This window comes from Vibrio barjaei (genome assembly GCF_001639065.2).
In the GTDB taxonomy this organism is placed as follows: Bacteria; Pseudomonadota; Gammaproteobacteria; order Enterobacterales; family Vibrionaceae; genus Vibrio; species Vibrio barjaei.
The window spans coordinates 26,425-50,388 of the sequence record NZ_LQXO02000043.1 but is presented as its reverse complement, the minus strand read 5'-3'; the positions used below and the strand labels follow the sequence as shown (position 1 = coordinate 50,388).

Annotated in this window: 20 protein-coding genes and 1 riboswitch; of the genes, 14 read left to right on the top strand and 6 right to left on the bottom strand. The window is 45.2% G+C overall.

The window, feature by feature from the left end; genetic code table 11:
* The first annotated feature begins 534 nt into the window (after positions 1 to 534).
* The 3 genes from uvrB to luxU all read left to right on the top strand — a co-directional run bounded on the left by uvrB (position 535) and on the right by luxU (position 4,439).
* Entirely contained in the window at positions 535 to 2,565 is a 2,031-nt protein-coding gene (uvrB, locus tag AWH66_RS19355) for an excinuclease ABC subunit UvrB (protein WP_063606492.1), read from the top strand.
* 132 nt (positions 2,566 to 2,697) lie between these two features.
* Complete coding sequence (luxO, locus tag AWH66_RS19350) at positions 2,698 to 4,095, top strand: quorum-sensing sigma-54 dependent transcriptional regulator LuxO (RefSeq protein ID WP_063606493.1); 1,398 nt, start codon at positions 2,698 to 2,700, stop codon at positions 4,093 to 4,095.
* A complete protein-coding gene (luxU, locus tag AWH66_RS19345; RefSeq protein ID WP_063606494.1) occupies positions 4,092 to 4,439 on the top strand; it encodes a quorum-sensing phosphorelay protein LuxU in 348 nt (115 codons plus the stop codon). The genes luxO and luxU overlap by 4 nt, the downstream gene beginning before the upstream one ends.
* 63 nt (positions 4,440 to 4,502) lie before the next feature.
* Here luxU and yvcK read toward each other — a convergent pair whose 3' ends face one another.
* Complete coding sequence (gene yvcK, locus AWH66_RS19340; RefSeq protein WP_063606495.1) at positions 4,503 to 5,387, bottom strand: uridine diphosphate-N-acetylglucosamine-binding protein YvcK; 885 nt, start codon at positions 5,385 to 5,387, stop codon at positions 4,503 to 4,505.
* Between the two features lie 171 nt (positions 5,388 to 5,558).
* Positions 5,559 to 5,696, top strand: a riboswitch (molybdenum cofactor riboswitch).
* Between yvcK and moaA the strand changes: the two genes are divergently transcribed.
* The 5 genes from moaA to moaE all read left to right on the top strand — a co-directional run bounded on the left by moaA (position 5,685) and on the right by moaE (position 8,429).
* Positions 5,685 to 6,674: a GTP 3',8-cyclase MoaA gene (gene moaA / locus AWH66_RS19335; RefSeq protein WP_063606549.1), complete on the top strand. Its 990-nt coding sequence runs from the start codon at positions 5,685 to 5,687 to the stop codon at positions 6,672 to 6,674. Its footprint overlaps the riboswitch before it by 12 nt.
* Positions 6,675 to 6,718: 44 nt before the next feature.
* Positions 6,719 to 7,231 (top strand): molybdenum cofactor biosynthesis protein B, encoded by a 513-nt coding sequence (gene moaB / locus AWH66_RS19330; protein ID WP_006072950.1) that lies wholly within the window; start codon positions 6,719 to 6,721, stop codon positions 7,229 to 7,231.
* A gap of 16 nt (positions 7,232 to 7,247) precedes the next feature.
* Positions 7,248 to 7,727 carry a cyclic pyranopterin monophosphate synthase MoaC gene (gene moaC / locus AWH66_RS19325; RefSeq protein ID WP_006072951.1) on the top strand — a complete coding sequence of 160 codons (480 nt, stop codon included), beginning with the start codon at positions 7,248 to 7,250 and terminating at the stop codon, positions 7,725 to 7,727.
* On the top strand, positions 7,724 to 7,969 hold the full coding sequence (moaD, locus tag AWH66_RS19320; RefSeq protein WP_063606496.1) for a molybdopterin synthase sulfur carrier subunit: 246 nt from the start codon (positions 7,724 to 7,726) through the stop codon (positions 7,967 to 7,969). The genes moaC and moaD overlap by 4 nt, the downstream gene beginning before the upstream one ends.
* 1 nt (position 7,970) lies before the next feature.
* Complete coding sequence (gene moaE, locus AWH66_RS19315) at positions 7,971 to 8,429, top strand: molybdopterin synthase catalytic subunit MoaE (protein WP_006072953.1); 459 nt, start codon at positions 7,971 to 7,973, stop codon at positions 8,427 to 8,429.
* Positions 8,430 to 8,470: 41 nt separating this feature from the next.
* Here moaE and AWH66_RS19310 read toward each other — a convergent pair whose 3' ends face one another.
* A complete protein-coding gene (locus tag AWH66_RS19310; protein ID WP_063606497.1) occupies positions 8,471 to 9,274 on the bottom strand; it encodes a Cof-type HAD-IIB family hydrolase in 804 nt (267 codons plus the stop codon).
* A 169-nt stretch (positions 9,275 to 9,443) separates the two neighbouring features.
* The gene (locus AWH66_RS19305) at positions 9,444 to 10,214 is read right to left on the bottom strand and encodes a glycoside hydrolase family 16 protein (protein ID WP_063606498.1); all 771 of its coding nucleotides are present in this window, start codon (positions 10,212 to 10,214) and stop codon (positions 9,444 to 9,446) included.
* A gap of 435 nt (positions 10,215 to 10,649) precedes the next feature.
* Between AWH66_RS19305 and AWH66_RS19300 the strand changes: the two genes are divergently transcribed.
* Positions 10,650 to 11,636, top strand: coding sequence for a glycosyl transferase family protein (locus AWH66_RS19300; protein WP_063606499.1), 987 nt, complete (start codon positions 10,650 to 10,652; stop codon positions 11,634 to 11,636).
* A gap of 48 nt (positions 11,637 to 11,684) precedes the next feature.
* On the opposite strand, the gene AWH66_RS19295 is transcribed toward AWH66_RS19300, so the two are convergent.
* The 3 genes from AWH66_RS19295 to AWH66_RS19285 all read right to left on the bottom strand — a co-directional run bounded on the left by AWH66_RS19295 (position 11,685) and on the right by AWH66_RS19285 (position 16,394).
* The gene (locus AWH66_RS19295) at positions 11,685 to 13,052 is read right to left on the bottom strand and encodes a TrkH family potassium uptake protein (RefSeq protein ID WP_063606500.1); all 1,368 of its coding nucleotides are present in this window, start codon (positions 13,050 to 13,052) and stop codon (positions 11,685 to 11,687) included.
* Complete coding sequence (locus AWH66_RS19290; RefSeq protein WP_063606501.1) at positions 13,049 to 13,711, bottom strand: potassium channel family protein; 663 nt, start codon at positions 13,709 to 13,711, stop codon at positions 13,049 to 13,051. The genes AWH66_RS19295 and AWH66_RS19290 overlap by 4 nt, the downstream gene beginning before the upstream one ends.
* 166 nt (positions 13,712 to 13,877) lie before the next feature.
* A complete protein-coding gene (locus AWH66_RS19285) occupies positions 13,878 to 16,394 on the bottom strand; it encodes a molybdopterin oxidoreductase family protein (protein ID WP_063606502.1) in 2,517 nt (838 codons plus the stop codon).
* Between the two features lie 427 nt (positions 16,395 to 16,821).
* Here AWH66_RS19285 and cobA point away from each other — a divergent pair, with 427 nt between their 5' ends.
* The 5 genes from cobA (at position 16,822) to AWH66_RS19260 (ending at position 23,958) form a co-directional block, all read left to right on the top strand.
* Positions 16,822 to 17,628, top strand: a complete 807-nt coding sequence (cobA, locus tag AWH66_RS19280; RefSeq protein ID WP_240495642.1) for a uroporphyrinogen-III C-methyltransferase — start codon at positions 16,822 to 16,824, stop codon at positions 17,626 to 17,628.
* A gap of 17 nt (positions 17,629 to 17,645) precedes the next feature.
* Positions 17,646 to 20,201, top strand: a complete 2,556-nt coding sequence (gene nirB / locus AWH66_RS19275; RefSeq protein ID WP_063606504.1) for a nitrite reductase large subunit NirB — start codon at positions 17,646 to 17,648, stop codon at positions 20,199 to 20,201.
* A gap of 51 nt (positions 20,202 to 20,252) precedes the next feature.
* Positions 20,253 to 20,591 (top strand): nitrite reductase small subunit NirD, encoded by a 339-nt coding sequence (gene nirD / locus AWH66_RS19270; protein WP_006072963.1) that lies wholly within the window; start codon positions 20,253 to 20,255, stop codon positions 20,589 to 20,591.
* Positions 20,592 to 20,646: 55 nt separating this feature from the next.
* Complete coding sequence (locus AWH66_RS19265) at positions 20,647 to 22,116, top strand: NarK family nitrate/nitrite MFS transporter (protein ID WP_063606505.1); 1,470 nt, start codon at positions 20,647 to 20,649, stop codon at positions 22,114 to 22,116.
* A gap of 96 nt (positions 22,117 to 22,212) precedes the next feature.
* On the top strand, positions 22,213 to 23,958 hold the full coding sequence (locus AWH66_RS19260) for a bifunctional protein-serine/threonine kinase/phosphatase (RefSeq protein WP_063606506.1): 1,746 nt from the start codon (positions 22,213 to 22,215) through the stop codon (positions 23,956 to 23,958).
* Positions 23,959 to 23,964: the final 6 nt, after the last annotated feature.

The window sequence follows — 23,964 nt, the reverse complement described above, 5'->3', positions numbered from 1 at the left end:
CGACATACGGATTAACAGTCCGCCGTTCTACCAACTGAACTAAGGGGGAATTGCTATAAGCGGGGCGAATGTTAGCTATCCCACCAAATAGAGTCAATATTTTTCTGCAAAAAAAGCAGAAAAAAATCCAGAGAAAAAACTTTACTTTTCTGTATGCCTTGCTGGATATAAGGCTATTTTACTTATCCACCAAATTTGTGGATAAATGTGTTAATTACACGGTATCAAATTAGAAGTAGGTGAAATGTGAGAAAAGGAGGCTGTGAATAAGTTTTAAACTTTCATGGTAACTATCTGAATTTTATATGATTAAATAGGAAGGTAAAATTAATGTCAGAATTGAGACTTGTGTGAATAAGGTGCTTTTATCGGTTGATTGGGGAAAAGTCGTGGATTAATTAACAATAATTAGTTGGCTGTGACGCCGAGCAGGGCGAATACAATATCAAAAAGTTTGTCTGATAGCGAGCTTTAGGTTGCAAATTACGTCGGCTAGGGGTGAAATACTAGGTTCGTTAACAAGGGAATCGCATTATGGCAAAACACTTCGAATTGGTTTCAGATTATCAACCTTCTGGAGATCAACCTACCGCCATCGCGCAGCTAGTCGATGGGCTGGATTCTGGTTTAGCACATCAAACATTGCTTGGTGTGACCGGGTCAGGTAAGACGTTCACGCTTGCCAATGTGATTGCGCAATCTCAGCGACCAGCGATTCTGTTAGCGCCAAACAAAACTCTTGCAGCTCAGCTGTATGGTGAAATGAAAGGCTTCTTTCCAAATAATGCGGTTGAGTATTTTGTCTCTTATTATGACTATTACCAGCCAGAAGCTTATGTGCCGACCACCGATACCTTTATTGAGAAGGATGCGTCAGTCAATGCACACATTGAGCAAATGCGTTTGTCCGCGACCAAAGCACTACTAGAGAGAAAAGACGCCATCATTGTGGCTTCGGTATCGGCGATTTATGGTTTGGGTGACCCAGACTCTTACTTGAAAATGATGTTGCACGTTACTCGAGGTGCGGTTATCGACCAACGAGATATTCTATTGCGCCTAGCCGAACTGCAATATTCTCGAAATGATGTGGCCTTTGAGCGTGGTCAGTTCCGAGTTAGAGGGGAGGTCATTGATATCTTCCCTGCGGAATCCGATCAAGAAGCGGTTCGATTGGAAATGTTTGACGATGAAATCGACTGCATCAGTCTTTTTGATCCTCTTACCGGAGTGATTACTGAGCGAGATATTGCTCGCTATACGATTTACCCAAAAACTCACTATGTGACGCCTCGAGATCGTATTTTAGATGCGATTGAGAATATCAAAGTAGAGTTAGCATCAAGACAGACTTATCTAAAAGAGAATAATAAGCTACTAGAAGAACAGCGTATTTCGCAACGGACTCAATTTGATATTGAGATGATGAATGAACTTGGCTTCTGTTCTGGTATTGAAAACTACTCACGTTATCTCAGTGGAAGAAATGAGGGGGAGCCGCCTCCGACGCTGTTTGACTATCTTCCTGCCGATGGTTTATTGATTATCGATGAATCTCACGTCACTGTTCCTCAAATCGGTGCTATGTACAAAGGTGACCGTTCAAGAAAAGAGACGCTGGTGGAGTATGGATTCCGATTACCTTCAGCATTAGACAATCGCCCCCTCAAGTTTGATGAATTTGAGATGATCGCGCCACAGACTATTTTTGTTTCGGCGACACCAAGTACTTATGAACTGGAAAAATCGGATGGCGATGTCGCTGACCAAGTTGTTCGTCCGACCGGTTTACTTGACCCAGAAATTGAAGTACGTCCTGTGGCTACTCAGGTTGATGATCTGTTATCCGAAGTGCGCGCTCGATCAGCGATAGATGAGCGTGTGTTAGTAACCACACTAACCAAACGTATGGCTGAGGATCTTACTGAGTACTTGAGTGAACATGGCGTCAAAGTACGTTACTTGCACTCAGATATTGATACCGTGGAACGGACTGAAATCATACGCGACTTACGATTGGGCGAGTTTGACGTGTTAGTAGGTATTAACTTACTACGAGAAGGCTTGGATATGCCAGAGGTGTCACTGGTGGCCATACTTGACGCCGACAAAGAAGGTTTCTTGCGATCTGAGCGCTCCCTGATTCAGACCATCGGTCGAGCTGCGCGTAACCTAAAAGGTAAGGCGATTCTTTACGGTGACCGCATTACCAATTCCATGCAAAAAGCCATTAATGAAACCAACCGTCGCCGTGAAAAGCAGCATGCTTATAACGTTGAAAACGGTATGGTCCCGATGGCCTTGAAACGTAATATCAAAGATATTATGGAGATTGGCAGCGTGGCCAAGGGTGGTAAGCCCAAGAAAGGCAAACAAGTACCGTTATCGAAAGTGGCTGAGCCTTCCCAAGCGTATGTGGCACTGTCACCTCAAGATCTAGAAAAACAAATTCTAAAACTCGAAGCAGAGATGTACCAGCATGCTCAGAACCTAGAATTTGAACTAGCAGCAGAAAAACGTGATGAAATAGAAAAACTTAGACAGCATTTTATTGCTAATAGTTAACAGTTTTAGTTGAGTTTGATAGGCTGTTGCAAATATAAACAGCAAAATAAAAATGGTCTTTACTGGATAAAAATTGCAAAATGCGAATATTCTTATAAAGACCAAATTATAATCAACAGTTAGCTAGGAACTATGCAACAACTATTCGACGAGCCAAAGTCTCGCTATCTACTTATGGTAGAAGACACGGCTTCCGTTGCTGCGCTGTATCGCTCGTATCTATCTCCATTAGGCATAGATATTAATATCGTTGGAAACGGTAGAGATGCAATTCAGAGTTTAGCGCACCGGACGCCTGACCTCATTCTACTGGACTTACGACTTCCCGATATGACGGGTATGGATGTATTGGACGCTGTAAAAGAGTTCAATACTGATGTACCTGTCATCTTTATGACAGCTCATGGTTCTATCGATATCGCGGTAGACGCTATGCAGCATGGCGCTCAGGACTTTTTAATCAAACCGTGCGAAGCCGACCGACTTCGCGTGACGGTAACCAACGCCATTCGCAAAGCCTCTAAGCTACGTAATGAGATTAATGATTCCAGTAGCCAAAACTACCAAGGATTCATTGGCAGTAGCCAACCCATGCAGGCGGTTTACCGCACTATCGACTCTGCCGCTTCCAGTAAGGCCAGTATCTTTATTACTGGAGAAAGTGGTACAGGTAAGGAAGTGTGCGCAGAGGCGATCCACGCTGCGAGTAAACGAGGCGATAAGCCTTTTATTGCGATCAACTGTGCCGCCATACCAAAAGATCTTATTGAGAGTGAGCTGTTTGGTCATGTCAAAGGTGCCTTTACGGGGGCGGCAAGTGACCGACAAGGTGCGGCAGAACTCGCTGATGGCGGCACGCTGTTTCTTGATGAGCTCTGTGAAATGGATCTTGATCTACAAACTAAACTACTGCGCTTTATTCAAACGGGTACCTTCCAAAAAGTGGGGTCTTCACGTATGAAGAAAGTGGATGTACGTTTCGTATGTGCGACCAACCGAGATCCTTGGAAAGAAGTACAAGAAGGGCGGTTTAGAGAAGATTTATACTACCGACTTTATGTTATCCCTCTTCATTTGCCACCGCTTCGAGAGCGTGAAGAAGATGTGATTGAAATTGCCTACTCGTTATTAGGCTTTATGTCGCATGAAGAAGGTAAAAGCTTTGTGCGTTTTGCTCAAGATGTCATTGACCGCTTCATTCAGTACGAGTGGCCGGGTAATGTCCGTCAACTGCAGAATGTATTGCGTAATGTGGTGGTATTGAATCAGGGCAAAGAAATTGAGTTAAGTATGTTGCCACCGCCGTTGAATGAACCTGCGGTTAAGCCCGCAACCTCAAGTAATGTAGTATCCGTGTCATTTGGGCCACAGGACATTCAGCCTTTGTGGAAAACTGAAAAAACAACCATAGAGCAAGCGATAGAAGCGTGTGATGGTAATATTCCTCAAGCAGCGAAATTCTTGGACGTGAGTCCCTCGACAATCTACCGCAAAATACAGGCATGGAATGCAAGCGAGAAGAAAGCATGAAGTTTATGAATCGAGAAAAAGTAGAGCAGCTCACTCGCGAGATTGGTCGAGATAACATTCCTATTCTTCTAGGAATTTTCACCGGAGAGTTGGTGACTTATCAGGCGCAGTTAAGTAAAGGTGACTTAACCGAAAAAATGTCGCATATGAAGGAAATCTGTCATGCGCTCAAGAGTAGTGCTGCCAGCTTCGGCGCTGAATCATTGTGCGAGTTTGCTATTGATGTAGACGCTCAAGTGAAAGGCGGCAAATTACGAGAAGATCAAGCTCAGGTCGACAGTATGCTGGCGAATCTCTCGGAAACACACTCCCGCTATATAGAGTTCTTAGAGTCGATCAAATAATATCATCGACGAGTTGCAAGACGGGGGTACCATTTGGTGTCCCCGTTTCTTTTGCGGCAATCATTAAAGCAGTGATTCGATAGCGTGCTTTAATTTTACTCGGTCATGACGCCAATCTCTATTAGGCGACGCCAGAGGAAGGGTAACGCAATTCCATTGATTGCAAATATCAGAGTGCGCTTCTTCACCCAAAATAACATCCAGCTTTCTACCTTGAAGTGCACGTTCACACCACAACAGCTTCTGTTCTAATGTCATGCGGCCAGCTGGACCATATTCGGGTGATAGGTTTTCTACGAATACGACTTTTGCCGTTTGATTCTGACAGATCGCTTGGCTCAAATCTGCGAGCAGTAGCGGTGGCATAATGCTGGTTAAGAAACTGCCCGGTCCGAGAATAATACAATCGGCTTGAGCAATCGCCTCTACTGCCTCTTTGGTAGCAGGGACGACTGGGTCGAGATCCAATCTTTGTAAATCTTGTTCCATCTCATCAACGGAGGTTTCGCCTGTCACCCATTTACCATCGACTGAAAGTGCTGTCAGGTCGGAAGGGTGTTCTGACATCGGAATAATATTGACATCAACCGCGAGAAGCTTGCGGATTAAGTGTATGGCTTCAAGTGGGCGAACGGACAAGTTATCCAGCGCAGTGAGCATTAAGTTGCCAAGGTTGTGACCGTTGAGATCGCCGGAACCTTTAAAGCGATACTCAAACATCATGGAGCCAATAGATGGGTCGGTGATAAGTTGATTGATACAGTTGCGAGTATCACCCCAAGCGATGCCGCCCTGACATTCACGGATGCGCCCAGTAGAACCACCATTATCTGTAGTAGCAACAATGCCAGTAGCATTCTCGCCAAATTCCTTTAAAGCCGCCAACATACGACCTAGCCCGTGACCACCGCCAATGGCCACGATTTTCTTTGATGAATATATGCTCATCTTATACTTCTTTTGAGTTATCTTAACTTTGTAACATAGGGTAAATTGTTCATTTGAGATACTCAACTATAATAAAAATGACGAATATGTAAGGTTTTTTGACATGAAGGCTGGAAAACCATACCGTTATTGAGTATTTTACTCAAAAGCTGTTATCGACTCATTATGCGGTAACTGCCATAACTCCGAGCTCTACACGCTAAGTCGAACCAAAGATAAGCTTCTAGAGCCAGTGACAATTTGTCACAAGGGCATAATTGGAAATGATTATGCCTCCCGTGTTTGGAAAGGTGTTCCGTGGCGCAACAATTCGAAGATAAATTTAATCGCAAGTTTTACTACTTGCGTCTTTCAGTTACAGATGTCTGTAACTTCAAGTGTACATATTGCCTCCCTGATGGCTACAAACCGCCTGGTCAAAAACGACCAGCCTTTTTGACGCTTCCAGAAATCAAACGCGTGGTTACCGCGTTTGCAGATTGTGGTACTTCCAAAGTACGAATCACTGGTGGTGAGCCGAGTTTGCGCAAAGATTTCCCTCAGATCATTGAAACGGTAGCGAATACACCGGGTATTACGAAAGTAGCAACGACGACCAATGGTTATCGAATGGCTAAGCAGGTTGATACATGGCGTCAAGCTGGCCTTACCAATATCAACGTAAGTGTAGATAGTCTCGATCCGAGAATGTTCCACCAGATCACCGGTGAAAACAAATTTACTGAAGTGATGTCTGGTATCGACCGAGCGTTTGAAGTCGGCTATGAGCAGGTCAAAGTCAACGTTGTTTTGATGAAAGATCTCAATGCCAAAGAGCTACCCGCCTTCCTCAACTGGATCAAAGATCGTCCGATTCAATTGCGTTTTATCGAGTTGATGCAAACTGGCGAGATGGATGAGCTATTTAACAAGCATCATGTGTCCGGCACTGACATTCGCAATCAACTGATTGCTAACGGTTGGATCTTGAAAGCTCGTAGTCAAAATGATGGCCCAGCTCAAGTGTTTGTTCATGCGGACTACCAAGGTGAGATCGGCCTTATCATGCCATACGAGAAAAACTTCTGTGAAAGTTGTAATCGTCTACGTGTTTCAGCAATGGGCAAACTGCACCTCTGCCTATTTGGTGACCATGGTGTAGAACTACGCGACTTACTGCAAGAAGACGCTCAAGAGAGCGCTTTGATCGAACGAATTCAAGCACAATTACAGACCAAATCAGTCAGTCATTTCCTGCATGACGGTAATTCAGGGATGACGCCGCATTTGGCATCTATCGGCGGCTAATAGACCGCGAAAAAATACGTAAAAATTTTATAGGGTGAATAATCATGGGTCACGCAGAAAGCAAATTCGTGCCTGCAAACATCGCAGTGCTAACCGTATCGGATACACGTACCGAAGAAAATGACACGTCTGGTCGCTTTTTAGTAGAGAATCTACAAGAAGCAGGCCACACTCTGGCGGATAAGCAAATCGTTATTGACGATATCTATCAAATTCGCGCAGTTGTGTCGAAATGGATCGCAGATGAGAGTGTGCAAGCGGTAATGATCACGGGCGGTACGGGGTTTACTTCTCGTGACAGCACGCCTGAAGCACTCGTTCCATTATTCGACAAACAAGTGGAAGGCTTTGGTGAGCTATTCCGCGCAGTTTCTTACGAGGAAATAGGCACATCAACTATTCAATCTCGTGCTATCGCAGGTTTTGCAAACCACACAGTTATCTTTGCGATGCCAGGCTCGACTGGAGCATGTCGCACAGGTTGGACGAAGATTATCAAGCAGCAACTAGATGCTAGCCACCGTCCATGTAACTTCATGCCTCATCTAAGTAAGTAATCATCTAGGGAAAGTCATGTCCGAATTTACCCATATCAACGCCTCTGGCGAAGCAAACATGGTCGATGTGTCGGCCAAAGCCGAGACTGTGCGTGAAGCAAGAGCCGAAGCTTTTGTTCACATGGCACCAGAAACACTGCAGATGATTACTTCAGGTAACCATCACAAAGGTGATGTGTTTGCTACTGCACGTATCGCTGGTATTCAAGCGGCTAAGAAAACATGGGATCTTATTCCTTTGTGCCATCCGTTGCTACTGTCTAAAGTGGAAGTACAACTGGAAGCGATCGAAGCGGAAAACAAGGTACGTATCGAGTCTGTTTGTAAGCTAGCAGGTAAAACTGGCGTAGAAATGGAAGCGTTGACAGCGGCGTCTGTGGCGGCTTTGACCATTTACGATATGTGTAAAGCGGTACAAAAAGACATGGTTATTGAAAACGTTCGCTTACTCGAAAAAACGGGTGGAAAATCAGGACACTTCAAGGTGGAATCATGATTAAAGTACTTTTCTTTGCACAAACTCGTGAACTGATTGGTCAAGACAGTGTGGAGCTTGCTGCTGAGTTTGTCACTATCGAAGATATTCGTGCCCATCTTGCGGCTCAGCAAGGTAAGTGGGAACTAGCTCTTGAAAGTGGTAAGTTGCTTGCTGCTCTTAATCAAAATATTGTCGCTCTGGATGAGAAAGTTCAAGACGGCGATGAAGTGGCTTTCTTTCCGCCGGTAACGGGAGGTTAACATGACCTTAAGAGTTTCCGTTCAACACGAAGACTTTTCAGTGGGAGCTGAATACGATGCGTTGGCTGAAGGCACAGCGTCGGGTGCAATTGTCACTTTTACTGGCAAAGTTCGCGATATGAACTTAGGTGACAATGTTACCGGTTTATCGCTAGAGCACTATCCGGGAATGACGGAACGTTCATTAGAAAAGATCTGTGATGAGGCAGAAGAGCGTTGGATGTTAAATGGTATTCGTGTGATTCATCGTGTGGGTGATATGGATGCCGGTGATCAAATCGTATTTGTTGGAGTATCTAGCGCTCATCGTGGCTCTGCGTTTGAAGCTTGCGAATTCATAATGGATTACCTTAAAACCAAAGCTCCGTTCTGGAAGAAAGAGCGAACCACAGAGTCTACGCGTTGGGTTGAGTCACGAGACTCTGATGCCGAAGCGGCGGCGCGCTGGCAAGAAAAATAATCTAAATCAAAAGAGCATGTCGATGACATGCTCTTTTTGTATCACTCGACGGTGGCTAAGTATTTATCTACCACTTTCAAGACACCTGCTTCATTGTTGCTCGGCGCAATAAAGCGACTCAGTTTCTTTATCTCAGGATGTGCATTGTCCATAGCGTAAGAGTGGTAGCTCTCTTTTAGCATTTCAACGTCATTGAAGTAGTCACCGAAGCTCATTGTTTCCTCAAACTTAAACCCTAAGTGCTGTTGCAAGAAACGAATAGCAGCCCCTTTTGAGGCTTCTTTATTCATTACATCCAACCAGATTTTGGCGCTTACCACCACTTGATACTCATTGCCAAAATGATCATTGATGGTTGGGAAGACATGTTGCTCCGCGCCGTCAAAGTTGCAGATAGCGACCTTGATAAAATCGTCTTCGACAGAGAGTAGGTCTTCGACATATTCGCATCGATGATAGTATTTACGGATCTCCTCAAGCGCTCTAGGATCCTGAGTTTCAATATAAGCTGAGTGCTTACCGCATAGAACCATATACGTATTATCTATAGCTCGGGCAGTTTTGATGATCTCTTTTGCGGCCGCAGTATCTAACGTGCAGCTGTAAAGTTCCTCATCGTTTTGCATGACCAGCGTGCCGTTTTCAGCGATAAAAATCAGCTCATCTTGAATAGAAGAAAACATGTCTTTAAGGCTATAGTACTGACGGCCGGAAGCCGGTGCAAAGTGAATACCTTGCTCTTTAATACGCTCGTAGAGAGGGAAAAAATCCGGAGTCAGTTGACCATTAGGGTCTAGCAGTGTGCCATCCATGTCCGTTGCTATAAACTTGATTGTATTGTGCATATATTATCGCTGTTCAAATGGTAAGAGACGTGCGCAGTATACGTAAATCAACGCGATGGTGAAGTAAAAAACTGGAATCTTAGTTAATGACTGGGTCACGTTGACTACAGACGGTTTAGTTGTCGGGTAAATGGGTTCTTATCACACTCACAATCACCTTTAAAGATAGCTAGTTATTGCATTTCGAGCGTGTGAAACGGAAATTTCGATAGTGAGCCGAATAGTGAGCGCCAGTACTTTGATCGTACAATCCTGCCCAGTTTGAGAGCTCTGGCGCTGTGGCCCAGATATTCATCATCGCTCTCAGTTTCGTATCGGATTGGCTAGGAATAGGTTGCGTTTTAGTATTGCGCACTTTGTATACTAGTTCATCGTCGATGTACCATTTTATGGTGTTTCTATTCCATTCTATGGCGTACTTATGAAACTCGTCTGCGGCGTCAAAATCTAGGTAGTGAATATACTCATTACGCTGCTCGTAGCTATCGTCGTTACTCCAGAAGTTAAACTGTACCAAGTTGGTGTTCAGTCCAATAAATTCAATGTCAATTTCGTTATGGATTCCATTGCCACCTTCTGGCTGATCGTAGGGACCTGCAAACAAGAAGAACGCACTCACGACACCGTCGGCTTTGACAGGCTTCATCTCTACCTCAAAACAGCCGTTCCCATAAAAGCCTTGGGTGCGTATCTCACCTGAAATGATATCTGGATAACCATGACTGTCGATGATATTGGATAAGTTGAGTGCCAATCCCTGTGGACTAAATACGGCATGGTCGTGTTGCCATCGATTTAAAAACGGATAACCGTTTTCCCATCCATCGGCGATAAACCAACGATTGGTGTCTAATGAAGTCAGCGGGTCGTCAAATACTTTTCCAGCCTCGGCAGAAGTGGCAAGACACACCATAGCAAGAGTGGTAGTCGTTGTTTTCATTATTGAGTCCTTTCGTTGGTTAGAGCTTTCCATCTCGCGTTGAATTTGCTGTTATGGCTCGCTTTTTATGGTAGTTGTGGGTGACTGACGATCCATTAGAGCGCTGTAACAGTTTTGAGAAACAACAAAGTTAAGATTCACACTATTGGTGCAACTGCATGATGCTAGTTCACAGTAGGATGTGGTAAAAACAAAGAAATAGATTTAACTTAATGATATTTAAGGGCTTTAACAACTGGCAATGTTCTTGCAATGACTTGAATACTTCTAAATAAGAAACGTGACATAAAGTGTCTCACTAATAATCAGTTGGCGACGGTGCGTTCTCATTCATTCGAGGCGCACCTTTTTTCTATTGGGTGAGGGGATATGTTGTGGCGATGGCTAATTCTTGGATTACAATGGGTGAGTCAGTACATATAAAAAGGATTAAGTTTGTCGATTATTAAAGAGTGTATTCGCACGGTCGGCCGTGGGTCTCGTGGACGTGGTCCGTTAACTCAGGAACAAGCTAAGCAAGTGATGGAAGAGTTTGTCGATGGACAAATTGGCGATGATCAAATGGCAATGCTGATGATGCTTATCCGCGTGCGCGATGAAACCCCTGAGGAAATCGCGGGCTTCGTGGAAGGTTTAAAACCTCATTACCCAGATATTAGCGCTGATTTCGACTGGCCATTATATGCGGGTAAAAGAGTAGGGCAATCATCGGGGAAACCTTGGCACCTTATTGCGGCGAGCATTTTGGCGGAACATGGTGTGCGGGTGGTGTTGCATGGCGACTTGGATAAAGAAAGTGACCGCTTACATGCAAAAGACTGTTTGAGTGCACTTAATATCTCCAAAGCGGAGGATTTAGCACATGCACAGCAACTTCTTGACCGCGATAATATTGCCTATTTACCGCTGAACCACTTTTGTCCGCTCGCCAAGAAAATGTTGGATTGGAAGCATCGCTACGGCCTAAGAACACCGATCAATACCGTTATTCGAGCCCTGAACCCAGCGAATGCACCTTTTGGCATGCGAGGTAGTTTTCACCCGGGTTTCCAAGAGCTGCATGCCAAAGTCGAACATCTTCTCGCTCGACATGGGCGAGACAACAATGACTATCAACGAATGCTCTCGTTCAAGGGACAAGGTGGTGAAACGGAATATAATCCGAAAGTAAGCCAAACTGTGTGGTGGGTCGAATCCGATACGATTCAATCTGAGTACGTTGAAGAGAATATGGCCGAGTTAGTGCTTCCACAATGCTGTCCATTACAGACTCCGCAAGAAGAAATGCAGTTGATGGCAAATACGGTTGTATCTACATTGACTGCAGCACTGTTTTCAATTTCAGGTGATTGGCAACAAGCATCCGAGAAAGCGAACCAGTATTGGAATGGTTACTGCGAGACCCCACACTCAAGTTGTTAAGAACAAACAGGCGCAGTCATAGACCGCGCCTGTTTTAGTTTAACGCTATTAACCCGTCAGGACGTTGTCTTCAGGGTATTTTAGTAACGTTGGTTTTGGTCTGGCTAGCATGTACGCTAAAGTAAGCGGCCCGACTCGACCAATGATCATCACGACAATCATAATCCACTTACCTTCGCTATTGAGTTGAGCAGTTAACCCTGCTGTTAGCCCGACGGTAGCAAATGCCGATATGGTTTCAAACAACACTTGTTCAAATTTGGCCTGTTGGGTGACCATCAGTAAGAACATGGCGATAGTCAAAATAGCGCCGCTCACTACTATGATTGCTAGCGACTTAGTGACGGTCTGCCAGCTAACAGTGCGATTAAAGATCTCCACGTATTGCTTCTGTCTTAAGAACGCCCATGTGGCATAAAAGGCAACTGCGAATGTCGATACCTTAATGCCACCACCTGTCGATGTTGAGCCTGCACCGATCAGCATTAAGATAATCATAATCAGCAGGGCAGGCTGCCCAAACTGAGCGATATCGACGCTATTAAAGCCAGCAGTACGAGCACTTGCCGATTGGAAGAAAGCAGAGAGCCATTGTCCACCAAGAGGTAAAGCTCCCAAAGTTTCTGGGTTAGTGCGTTCTAGTAAGAAGAAAAATAGTGTGCCGCCCAATAACAAGATGGGTGTGGCAGTGAGCATGATCTTTGTATGTAGTCCCAGTCTAGAAAAGCCTTTCTTACCGTTGATCGCAAGATCACTGACCACGGTAAAGCCCAACCCACCGAAGATGAATAACCCAGATAGAACCAGCAGGACGACTGGCTCTGATGCGAAACTCATCATACTGTCTGAGAATAACGCGAAGCCGGCGTTATTAAAGGCGGAAATCGCGTGAAAGATCGAATAAAACACCCCTTGAGACCAGCCCATTTCGGGGACCCAACGCATTGCTAAGACAGCTGCGCCGATAGCTTCGGCAATGAAGGCAAAAATGATGATTTTTTTCACTAACCCTTTAATATTGACCCGGCGATCTTGGCCAAGCGCCTCTTGAGCCAAGGCTTGCTGTTTCAGGCTTAATCTAACACCAAACATGTAGAGTAAAACCGCTGAAAGCGTCATTTGCCCAAGGCCGCCAATTTGCATCAGCAGCATCAGCAACACTTTCCCTGAAGTCGTGAAATGCTGACCAGTATCGACCACGCCAAGTCCAGTCACGCTGATAGCGGATGTCGCCGTAAAGAAGGCGTCGGTAAAGCTCAATCCGGTAACCGAAAAGACGGGGAGTGTCAGCAGCAAAGCAGAGGGCACTAAAACCGCCAGAAAGCTCGCTACAATAAGGTAAGGCTCTGACGGTACCGCTGATTTCTTATTGAGTTTAATCGGGTAAATCAGACCTTTCTGGAAACGACGATTCATGACAATCTGATCTTTTCGTGCAGGTCTTTTTCTGGGCCAGCAACAATGATCATGTCACCAATTTCAAGTGTTTGGCTCATTTTAGGGTTGGCATTCAGCTCAGGACCGCGCTTGAATCCCAGCACTTTAATATTGCTAGCTTGGCAAATGGCGATGTCAGCCAAAGTTTTGCCCATTAACTTATTGCCAACGACGATTTCCGTTAGCGCTAAGCCACTTCCTAGTTCATTGAAAGCAATCACTCGGTTATCGAGCATACGCTGCGCTACTCGGATACCCATATCTCTTTCAGGCATGATGATTTTATCCGCGCCTATCTTTTGCAAGATTTTGTACTGGAACTTGTCATTCGCCTTAACCCACACTTTCTTCACTTTGGCTTCTTTAAGCACCAGTGTGGTGAGAATACTGGCATTGATGTCATTACCAATGGATACCATCACCATGTCGAACTCGTTCAGTCTGAGCTCTTCAACGGTTTCTTCTATCGTACAGTTGGCAATGATGCCTTGTGCGACGATTTTAGACACTTCCTTTACACGATCTTCATTGATGTCGATTGCAAGAACTTGAGCACCAGCTTCAGATAACTCTTTACAGATACTCATGCCAAAACGCCCTAAACCAATAACGGCGTATTGTTTGGTCACTGCTTTCATAATATCTACCTGCTTACTTTGTTTTTATGCATTCGGAGCTTAACGCTAGGCGGCTGTCGTTTAAATATAGTATTAATTATCGGATAAGATTCTCAGTGTTATCTGACAATGACAACTGTTCACCTAAACGTACATTAAGCGCCTAAAATGTAGGCAGGTCAATGCTCTATTGGATTCTGCCGTGTTGAGGATATTCGGTTCGACTCATAAATTGGCTTTCCAGATGGTCGTTGACTGGTTGCTCAAACAAAGATGTCAGCCAGTCTAGGTCGTGTTCTTGTATCGTAGTTTTCACGATAAAGCCTCGCTGCATAACATTGGCGCTAATGACCGCCTTGCGATGTTCCAAATCCGTGATACCACTATCAAATGACAGTGTTTTGTTGTTCTCTACAACAATGATGTTTGTGAGCTTTACGATGAGCGACATGGCATCACATTTCGAGGCGAGACGATACAAGTAGCCAGATTCAACCTTCTGTTTCACCCAGTAATCCATGTCAATGAGGTTTAACGGAGTACGGCTGATGACCAGCGCTTCACACTGTTTTGGCCAAAGTTCTATTGATACTGGTGTATGTTTGAATTCAGGTTGACCAGAAAAAGGGTCAGTATTGGGCGAGATGAGTTGACACGCTTTTGCATTACTGGCTGTTGCTAAGTTCCAGTGAATGGGTACAAAGGCCTGCTCAGGAGTCACGCCGGAATCTACCGCCACCCGCATGTGAATGTTGGCGTGTGGGTTGGAGAGTTCTGCGATGTCTCCGGATTTAAGTCCCCACATGAGCGCCGTATCAGGGTGCAGGCTTATAAACGGTTCTGGAGTATGAGAGGCCAGATGAGGTGACAATCCAGTGCGGCTCATGGTGTGCCAATGATCTCGCGTCCGGCCACTGTTAAGCAAGATAGGCAGCGCATTGCTGGTTGTTTGTTGTGGGGCTTGATAACTCGTGGCGACAAAGTGTGCTTTTTGGTCAGCAGTATAAAACTGATGTTGGTTAAACAGCCGCTGGTTGACGATATCGGTTTGTAACGTTAACACTGGCCATTGTTGCGGAACAAGCGTGTTATAGCCTTTGTCATCCAACCGAGTTAACCCACTTAATGTCAGGTCACGCTGTTGACCGTCCTCATTACCTAAGGTCGTCATGCGAGCATACTCGTTGAAGATTTGCCCCTCATGTAAATAATCAAAAGCGTTTGTGAAACCCATTTCCATTGCCACTTTGCTCACTATCCACCAATCAGGTTTAGCCATGCCAGGGCTGGGAAGCAATCGACGTTGTCTTGAAATGCGGCGCTCAGAATTGGTGACCGTGCCCGATTTCTCGCTCCAACCTTGTGCGGGTAAAAGCACGTCAGCTAGTTGGGCGGTTTCGGTTTCCTTAATACAATCTGAGACCACCACAAACGGGCACTTTTGTAGCGCTGATTTTATTTTTTCTGAGCTAGGTAGACTCACCATGGGGTTAGTTGCCATGATCCAAATCGCTTTGATTTTTCCTGTTTCGATTGCGTTAAACAGGTCGATGGCTTTAAGGCCTGGCTCGGTGGCAAGAGTGGAGGTTTGCCAAAACTCACTAATTAATGAGTGATGCTGTGGATTATCAAACTCCATATGACTTGCTAATGTGTTTGCCAGTGCACCTACCTCTCTTCCTCCCATTGCATTAGGTTGTCCTGTGACAGAGAAGGGCCCCATGCCTGGCTGTCCAACTCTACCTGTAGCTAGATGGCAGTTTAGAATGCTGTTGACTTTGTTCGAGCCACTACTGGATTGATTAACGCCTTGCGAATAGATGGTGACGGTTTTTGGGGTGTTAGCAAACAGAGTATAAAACTCCTCAAGTTGGAATTGAGTTAGCCCTGTGATGGAACCAACGTCGACCGTCTGCTTCGCAACGGTTAACGCGTCATTAAACCCTTGCGTATGGTTTTCTATGTAGTTTGCGTTGAGCTGCTCCGTCAATGAGAGATGATTCAATAGTCCGTTGAACAGAGCAACATCACTGCCAGAATGAATGGCGAGGTGTAGATCGGCAAGCTCACAAGTAGCGGTTTCACGAGGGTCAATAACCACCACTTTCATATTTGGATTATTCTGCTTAGCAGTCTTTAAGCGTTGAAAAAGGACCGGATGGCACCACGCCAAGTTAGAACCAGTAATGACAACCAAGTCAGCCAGTTCGACATCTTCATAGACCACGGGGACAGTATCGCTGCCGAAAGCACGTTTATGGCCGACGACGCTTGAGGCCATACATAACCTAGAATTACTATCGATATTGGCGCTGCCGATAAAGCCTTTCATGAGTTTGTTGGCGACATAGTAGTCCTCAGTGAGCAACTGACCTGAGACATAGAATGCGACAGAATCAGGGCCATGTTGTTGAATGGTCTTCTGGAATTGCTCAGCGACAAGCGACGTCGCCTCATCCCAAGTCATAGACCTTTCCTCTAAAGCATCAATGCTGCGAGTACGATGGATTGGTGATAAAAGGCGACCGTCGGTAATGACCGTATCGCCAAGTGCGATTCCTTTGGTACACAGTTTGCCATAATTGGAGGGATGCTGTTTATCGCCTCTTATTTCCAGAAGACCGTTTGCTTTTGGTCTCGCTTCAACACCGCAACCGACTCCGCAATAGGCACATGTTGTCTTAATCCAGCCTTCTTTACTCATAACTTTTATCCTTGCTGATAATTTCCATTAATTGTTACTGAAAGCAAAACGCGCGCCATCGAGTGATTGTGAGGTTAAATATGTATTTATCCTAAATATAGTTAACTAATACAGTTAGTTAACCCATATACCACTAAAGTGGTATATGGGTTTTTTTGGCAAAATATCAGTCATTTGTTGTTTATTTGCACTGTTTTGGGATTTATCGCACTAAAAATGCTCAAAATCTTCTCTAATTGGGTTTTTGTGGGTGATGTTCTTGTCATTCTAAAATAAAGCTTTGATTTATATTTAATTGTTTTTAAAGGGAATATTGAAAAAATCACAAGGCTATTATCATCGCTGGCATCCTTATTGCCTCTAAGTTGGCAAGCGAATAAAAAAATTTCGCCTGGCTATAAGGAGAAATGCCATGCAAGGAAATAGTATGAGAAGTAATCATATCTCATTGGTGGGTGCTGGACCGGGCGATCCTGATTTGCTCACGGTTAAGGCTCTTCGAGCAATCCAATCCGCTGATGTCATTATCTTTGACAATCTCGTTAGCCAAGAGATCAAGGCACTTTTTCCCTCCAACAGCGAGCAGGTTTATGTTGGTAAAGCTAAGGGTTGCCATAGCTATACCCAGCAGCAAATTAACCAAACCTTAATCGACTATGCCCATCGAGGTGGACGAGTTTGCCGAGTTAAAGGGGGCGATGCCTTTATATTCGGTCGTGGCGGAGAAGAAATGCTACTACTCAAAAAACAAGGCTTTGATGTTGATGTTATTCCTGGCATTACGGCTGCTTCGGGGTGTACCACATACTCTGATATCCCGCTTACTCATCGCGGTTTAGCTCAAGGGTGTACTTTTATCACCGCCCATGCCGAAAAGGAGTTGGACATACATTGGAAAGCACTGGCTGACCTGAATCAAACTCTCGTTATCTACATGGGATTAAGCAAAGCGGAGATGATTGCGAGCTCTCTTATAGATGCAGGTTTATCGGCGTCTACCCCTGTAGCGTTAATTGAAAACGGCTGTTGCTCAACACAAAGAACGGCGCTGGGCAGTTTGGATGAGCTTGTCGAGTTAAGAGATCACCACCAAATTCAGTCGCCCGCTCTCATCGTAATCGGCCAAGTGGTCAAAGTTGCTGAGCAAATGCAGTGGCTGTCACAACTCAACGAACGAGTATCGATGGACGCATCAAAACAAAACCAACAACACAAATTACAGCTGACAGCTTAATTATTAAAGGAAGCATTATGAAAACACAAAGGATTGTGGTGGTCGGTAACGGAATGGTAGGCCACAAGTTCATTGATAGCGTGATTGCTGCAAACGATGAGTCGTCGCAAATTATCACATTTTCAGAAGAGCCACGACTTGCTTATGACCGCGTGCAGCTCACAAGCTATTTTGATGACGGTAAAGGTGTTGAGCACCTTGCACTCACCGATGAAACTTACTATCAGGATCATGGGATTAACTATGTCTTAAACGACAAAGTTGTCTCGATTGATACGGACCGAAAGCAGGTGACAACCGAAAGTGGGCGTCAGGAGAGTTACGATAAGTTGGTACTTGCCACGGGTTCATTTCCTTTTGTACCGCCCATTTCGGGTAATGACCAAGAGCATTGCTATGTTTATCGCACTATTGAAGACCTAGATGCCATCGAGTCGGGCAGTAAAGTCAGTAAAACGGGCGTCGTTGTCGGAGGTGGATTACTCGGCTTGGAGGCCGCTAACGCGATTAAAAACCTTGGTTTAGATACGCATGTGGTGGAGTTTGCCCCGCGTCTTATGGCGGTGCAGCTTGATGAAGGTGGCGGCGCATTGTTGCGCAGGAAAATTGAAGATTTAGGCGTATCGGTGCACACCGATAAAGCGACTACTGAAATTATTGCAGGTGAGCAGGCTCGCTATCGAATGAATTTTGCTGATGGTACTTACCTTGAAACCGACCTTATTGTCTTCTCGGCCGGCATTCGTCCTCAAGATGAGTTAGCGCGTCAAGCGGATATTGAGATAGGGCCGCGCGGCGGAATCGTAATTGATGATCAATGTCGTACCAGCGTCGAGGATATCTATGCGATTGGTGAATGTGCTTTGTGGCAAAATCAGATCTTCGGGCTTGTTGCTCCGGGTTATCAAATGGCAAAAGTCGCAGCTAGCCAAATGACCGATTCATTGGAGCCACTGGCATTTACTGGTGCAGATATGAGCACCAAACTTAAATTGTTGGGCGTTGATGTTGCGAGTATCGGTGAGGTTCACGGAAAAACAGTTGGTGCGCAGTCATACACCTACAATGACGAAATTGAGCAAGTCTACAAGCGGCTAATTGTGTCTGAGGATGGCAGTAAAATTGTAGGTGCTGTTTTGGTAGGGGATGCTGACGCCTACGGTAGTTTATTGCAACTCAAACAAAACGACATGGCTCTCCCAGACAGCCCGTCGGTATTAATTCTGCCGAATGTGGCTGACGATAGCTCAGCAGGACTCGGCGTAGATGCTCTGCCGGACTCTGCGGTGATCTGCTCCTGCTTTGATGTGACAAAAGGTGATATCAAACAAGCGGTGGCGAGTGGTTGTAACACGATGGCTGCTCTAAAAGATACCACTAATGCATCGACAGGTTGTGGTGGCTGCTCAGCGTTAGCAAAACAAGTACTCGATAGCGAGTTGATGAACCTCGGCGTTGAAGTGAACAACGATATTTGTGAGCACTTTGCTTATTCCCGTCAAGAACTCAGCGACATTATTCGCGTTAACCAAATTAAGACGTTCGATGAATTACTATCAAGCCATGGCTCTGGCTTGGGGTGTGAGATTTGCAAGCCAACAGTGGGCTCAGTTTTAGCGTCATTTTGGAATGACTATATTCTAGAAGAGCAACACATGGAGCTTCAAGATACCAACGATATCTATCTGGGTAACATGCAAAAAGATGGAACATATTCGGTGGTTCCTCGTATCGCTGGTGGTGAAATCACACCAGATAAGTTGATTGTTCTCGGTCAAGTAGCCAAAGATTTCGACCTATACACCAAGATTACCGGAGGTCAACGCGTTGACTTGTTTGGGGCACAACTCAATGAGTTGCCTTTGATTTGGAAACGACTGGTGGAAGCCGGATTTGAAACCGGACACGCTTACGGCAAATCGGTACGTACGGTGAAATCGTGTGTGGGGAGCACATGGTGCCGCTATGGTGTCGGTGACAGTGTAGGTTTAGCTATTGACATTGAAAATCGTTACAAAGGACTAAGGTCACCCCACAAGTTGAAGTTCGCGGTCTCAGGGTGTACTCGTGAATGTGCAGAAGCTCAGTCGAAAGATATTGGTGTAATTGCCTCCGACAAAGGTTGGAACTTGTATGTGTGTGGTAATGGCGGAATGCGTCCTCGTCATGCCGACTTGCTAGCCACTGATCTTGATGAACAAACACTGATTCGCTATATCGACCGTCTATTGATGTTTTACATCCGCACTGCGGACCGTTTACAACGAACTTCTGTGTGGCTTGAAAACCTAGAAGGCGGCATTGAATACCTCAAAAAAGTGATTGTCGACGATAAATTGCACCTCGCCGATGAGCTGGAAAAAGACATGGCTACCAATGTCGGTAAGTATCAGTGTGAGTGGAAAACTACACTAGAAAATCCAGAGAAACTTAAACGATTCCAACACTTTATTAATACCGATGAGCTGGATGGTAACCTTCAGTTTGTCAATATTCGCCAACAAAGATTCCCAACTAATAATAAGAAACAAGCGCTTGTTTTGGAGCAACGTATTGATGTTGTTGAAGTTTAACGACATTGCTTCGCTATAGGCGGATGAAATTTGATAGTTAAGGAGAAGAATATGAGTCAGTGGTTAACTGTTTGCTCAACTGATGACTTAGTACCACATACCGGAGTGTGTGCTAAAGTCGAAGATAAACAGGTCGCTATTTTCTATTGTCAGCGTAGCGACCAACTGTACGCGCTTTGCAATTACGATCCTTTTGGCCATGCCTATGTGATGTCTCGCGGCATTATGGGCTCGCTAGATGGCCAACCTTGTGTAGCTTCACCGCTTTACAAGCAGCACTTTAACCTACAAACGGGTGTCTGCATTGAAGAGCCAGAGGTCCAACTGACTCGGTTTGATGTACGAGTCAGTGGTAATGATGTTCAACTCAAGTTGCCACTCGCAGCTTAACCCTTCGTGTACAAGGAATTCTGATCAACATATTGATCAGTAAAAGGAATTTGTTATGGAAAGCACTAAATTTAACTTGTTTTCGTTTTCAGGGAAGATGAAAACACTGCACTTAAGCTGGATGGCCTTTTTTATTACCTTTGTGGTGTGGTTTAACTTTGCACCATTACTTCAAATGGTAAAAACGTCATTGGGCTTATCAACTCAAGAGATCAAAACGTTACTCATCCTTAATGTGGCCCTGACGATACCAGCGAGGGTAATCATTGGTATGTTGACTGACAAATATGGTCCACGTCTGGTCTACTCCGCACTGTTGGCGATATGTTCCATTCCATGTTTTGTTTTTGCGTTGTCAGATTCATTTATTCAAGCGGCCATCGCTCGTTTCCTATTAGGTTTTATTGGCGCAGGTTTTGTTATTGGTATTCGTTTAGTCTCTGAGTGGTTCCCACATGATGAACTGGGCACTGCGGAAGGTATTTATGGTGGTTGGGGCAACTTTGGCTCAGCGGCGGCTGCCTTTACCTTACCAACGTTAGCTCTGATGTTCGGTGGTGAAGACGGATGGCGCTATGCCGTTGGTGTGACGGGCCTAATGAGTTTGGTGTTCTCTGTCATTTTTTATCGTAACGTTCAAGATACGCCAAAAGGGTCGACTTACTTTAAACCTAAACATTTAGCAGCGATGGAAGTGACATCGAAAGGGGACTTTTTCTTCCTGTTGATCATGAAGATCCCTATGTATGCTGCGCTTGCTCTACTTGCTTGGAAACTTGCTCCATCGAATATTGGTATGTTGAGTGACACTGTGGTTAACGCCTTTTATGTCGGCCTAGTAGTCCTATACGGATACGAAGTGTTTCAAGTCTGGAAGGTCAACAAATCTATCTTCTCTAAGCCTGTTCCGGAGATGCATCAATACAAGTTTAAGCAAGTAGCTGTGCTGAACGTGTTGTATTTTGCCACGTTCGGCTCGGAGTTGGCAGTGGTCTCGATGCTACCTCTATTCTTCTCTGAAACGTTTGAACTGACGCCTGTTTTAGCGGGTATGGTGGCTTCGGCTTATGCCTTTATGAACTTAATGTCGCGTCCAGGTGGCGGTTGGATCTCAGACAAGTTTGGTCGTAAATCGACATTGTTAATTCTAACGGCAGGTTTGGCTGTGGGTTATTTCATGATGGGCCAAGTCAACAGTGAGTGGCCGTTGTGGCTTGCAGTATGTGCTGCCATGGTTTGTTCGTTCTTTGTTCAAGCTGGCGAAGGTGCGGTGTTTGCTACGGTGCCATTGATCAAGCGCCGCATGACAGGTCAAATCGCTGGAATGACAGGAGCTTACGGGAATGTCGGTGCTGTGGTTTACCTGACGGTTCTGTCATTTGTTGACTATCAAACCTTCTTCTATGTTATCGCAGGTACAGCGGTTCTTGGTTTCGCAACCTTGATGTTTATGGAAGAACCCAGTGGTCAAATAGCTGAGGTAAACGAAGATGGTAGCGTAACGTTAATCAACGTATCTCATTAATGGTAATCGGGGAGTGAGCACTTAGCGTGCTCACTCGTTCAAGAGCTCTGCTTGCACAGAGCTTTTGTTCTCCGAAGGTTTAATTAGGGAATGATTATGGGATTACCGCTTAACCATCCACAAACGCTGACGACATCATACGGCGGTGTGTCTTCTGCAGGTATTCGAAGCGAAAACCAAGATGCGTTTGTGGTTCGAGAGCCAAGACTGCAAAGTGAGTTGGAAACCAAGGGTATGCTTGCGTGCATTGCTGATGGTGTGAGCTGCAGTGAACACGGGCAGAAAGCCAGTCACACCAGTGTGATGCAGTTTGTTGCTGACTATTATGCGACGCCGGACAGTTGGAGCGTTCGGCGTTCGGCAATTCAGGTATTGACGTCATTGAATACGTGGCTATATGAGCAGAGCCTGAAGCAACCACTGAAGCATAATGGACTGGTTACCACCTTTAGTGCTGTTGTCGTTAAATCCAATACGGCGTATCTATTTCATGTTGGTGATAGCCGGATATACTTGCTTAGACAAGGCAAGCTCCGCTTGTTAACCAGAGATCATCAGCGAACCAATATCGGCAGAGCGGCGTACCTAACTCGCGCTTTGGGCATGGATAGCAAATTGGAGGTCGATTTTCAGACCTTAGCCGTCGAAACTGGTGATCTTTTCTTGCTCTCAACCGACGGCGTGCATGATTTCATCACTGATCAGCAGATGGTTAACACTCTCCAAAACCAACACCAAAGCTTTGAGACACGAAGCGAAGCATTGACGGATCTGGCCATAGAAAACGGTAGCCAAGACAATGTCACGAGCTTATTGGTTTCCGTCGATCATGTTCCTAACCTCACATTGCATGAGTTTCAACAACAATCACTTAACCAAGTGGTGCCTCCTCCGCTTAAAGTGAACAACAGGATTGATAGTTACACGGTGACAAAAGTACTTCACGCTGGAACTCGAAGTCATGTTTATGAGGTGACGCAAGAACAGACTGAGCGGAAGTATATTCTCAAAGCGCCTTCTTTACTGCATGTGGAAGATAAACAGGCTCTACTCGACATTAGTAATGAATATTGGGTGGGAACGCATGTGAATAGTCATCGAATCATGCGTACTTATCCACGACCTGCCGATTCTCCCTTTCTTTACTTACTGTGTGAGCCGATAGATGGGATCACGTTGAGGCAGTGGATGCTTGATAACCCGACGCCGAGCTTAGACACTGTGAGAAGCATTGTTGCTGAGATAGTGAAAGCGGTACGCGTGCTGCAACGGTTAGATATGGTACATCGCGACTTAAAGCCCGAAAATGTGATGATATCAGAGTCGCTGCAAGTGACCTTGATTGATTTGGGATCTGTTTCGGTGAAGGCCTTAGACGAAGCAAGGCAAGAACAAGGTGCTCAAATGCCCAAAGGTGCGGCAAATTATATTGCCCCTGAGTACCTGAATGGCAACGAAGCGACAACCATATCCGATTTATTTTCGGTTGCGGTAATTACGTATGAAATGCTGTCTGGCACTCTTCCCTATAAAGCGATGATTGCGCGCAGTGTCGACAATGCACGTCATCAACAGTGGAAATATCAGAGTATTCAAATCACCAATCCTGAACTCCCCCTGTGGCTGGATATGGCCTTAAAGAAGGCTTGTCATCCCAATCCGCAACATCGTTATCAAGCGTTGGGAGAGTTCTTGTTGGATTTGAGCCAACCGAATAAAGCGTTAATGAAACAGTATGAGACGAGTCCGCTGATTAAAAAGCATCCATTGCTATTTTGGAAGGGAGCAACAGCGTTACTCGCATTATTGGCCGCCATTGAGTTGATGTTATTACTTATCTAATAGCTG

Coding starts and splice junctions, on each gene's coding strand:
- luxU (WP_063606494.1), top strand. CDS start 4,092: ATGAAGTTTATGAATCGAGAAAAAGTAGAGCAGCTCACTCGCGAGATT.
- moaE (WP_006072953.1), top strand. CDS start 7,971: ATGACCTTAAGAGTTTCCGTTCAACACGAAGACTTTTCAGTGGGAGCT.
- moaB (WP_006072950.1), top strand. CDS start 6,719: ATGGGTCACGCAGAAAGCAAATTCGTGCCTGCAAACATCGCAGTGCTA.
- luxO (WP_063606493.1), top strand. CDS start 2,698: ATGCAACAACTATTCGACGAGCCAAAGTCTCGCTATCTACTTATGGTA.
- AWH66_RS19290 (WP_063606501.1), bottom strand. CDS start 13,711: ATGAAAGCAGTGACCAAACAATACGCCGTTATTGGTTTAGGGCGTTTT.
- AWH66_RS19265 (WP_063606505.1), top strand. CDS start 20,647: ATGGAAAGCACTAAATTTAACTTGTTTTCGTTTTCAGGGAAGATGAAA.
- AWH66_RS19305 (WP_063606498.1), bottom strand. CDS start 10,214: ATGAAAACAACGACTACCACTCTTGCTATGGTGTGTCTTGCCACTTCT.
- AWH66_RS19295 (WP_063606500.1), bottom strand. CDS start 13,052: ATGAATCGTCGTTTCCAGAAAGGTCTGATTTACCCGATTAAACTCAAT.
- moaD (WP_063606496.1), top strand. CDS start 7,724: ATGATTAAAGTACTTTTCTTTGCACAAACTCGTGAACTGATTGGTCAA.
- cobA (WP_240495642.1), top strand. CDS start 16,822: ATGAGAAGTAATCATATCTCATTGGTGGGTGCTGGACCGGGCGATCCT.
- yvcK (WP_063606495.1), bottom strand. CDS start 5,387: ATGAGCATATATTCATCAAAGAAAATCGTGGCCATTGGCGGTGGTCAC.
- moaC (WP_006072951.1), top strand. CDS start 7,248: ATGTCCGAATTTACCCATATCAACGCCTCTGGCGAAGCAAACATGGTC.
- nirB (WP_063606504.1), top strand. CDS start 17,646: ATGAAAACACAAAGGATTGTGGTGGTCGGTAACGGAATGGTAGGCCAC.
- uvrB (WP_063606492.1), top strand. CDS start 535: ATGGCAAAACACTTCGAATTGGTTTCAGATTATCAACCTTCTGGAGAT.
- AWH66_RS19260 (WP_063606506.1), top strand. CDS start 22,213: ATGGGATTACCGCTTAACCATCCACAAACGCTGACGACATCATACGGC.
- AWH66_RS19285 (WP_063606502.1), bottom strand. CDS start 16,394: ATGAGTAAAGAAGGCTGGATTAAGACAACATGTGCCTATTGCGGAGTC.
- nirD (WP_006072963.1), top strand. CDS start 20,253: ATGAGTCAGTGGTTAACTGTTTGCTCAACTGATGACTTAGTACCACAT.
- AWH66_RS19310 (WP_063606497.1), bottom strand. CDS start 9,274: ATGCACAATACAATCAAGTTTATAGCAACGGACATGGATGGCACACTG.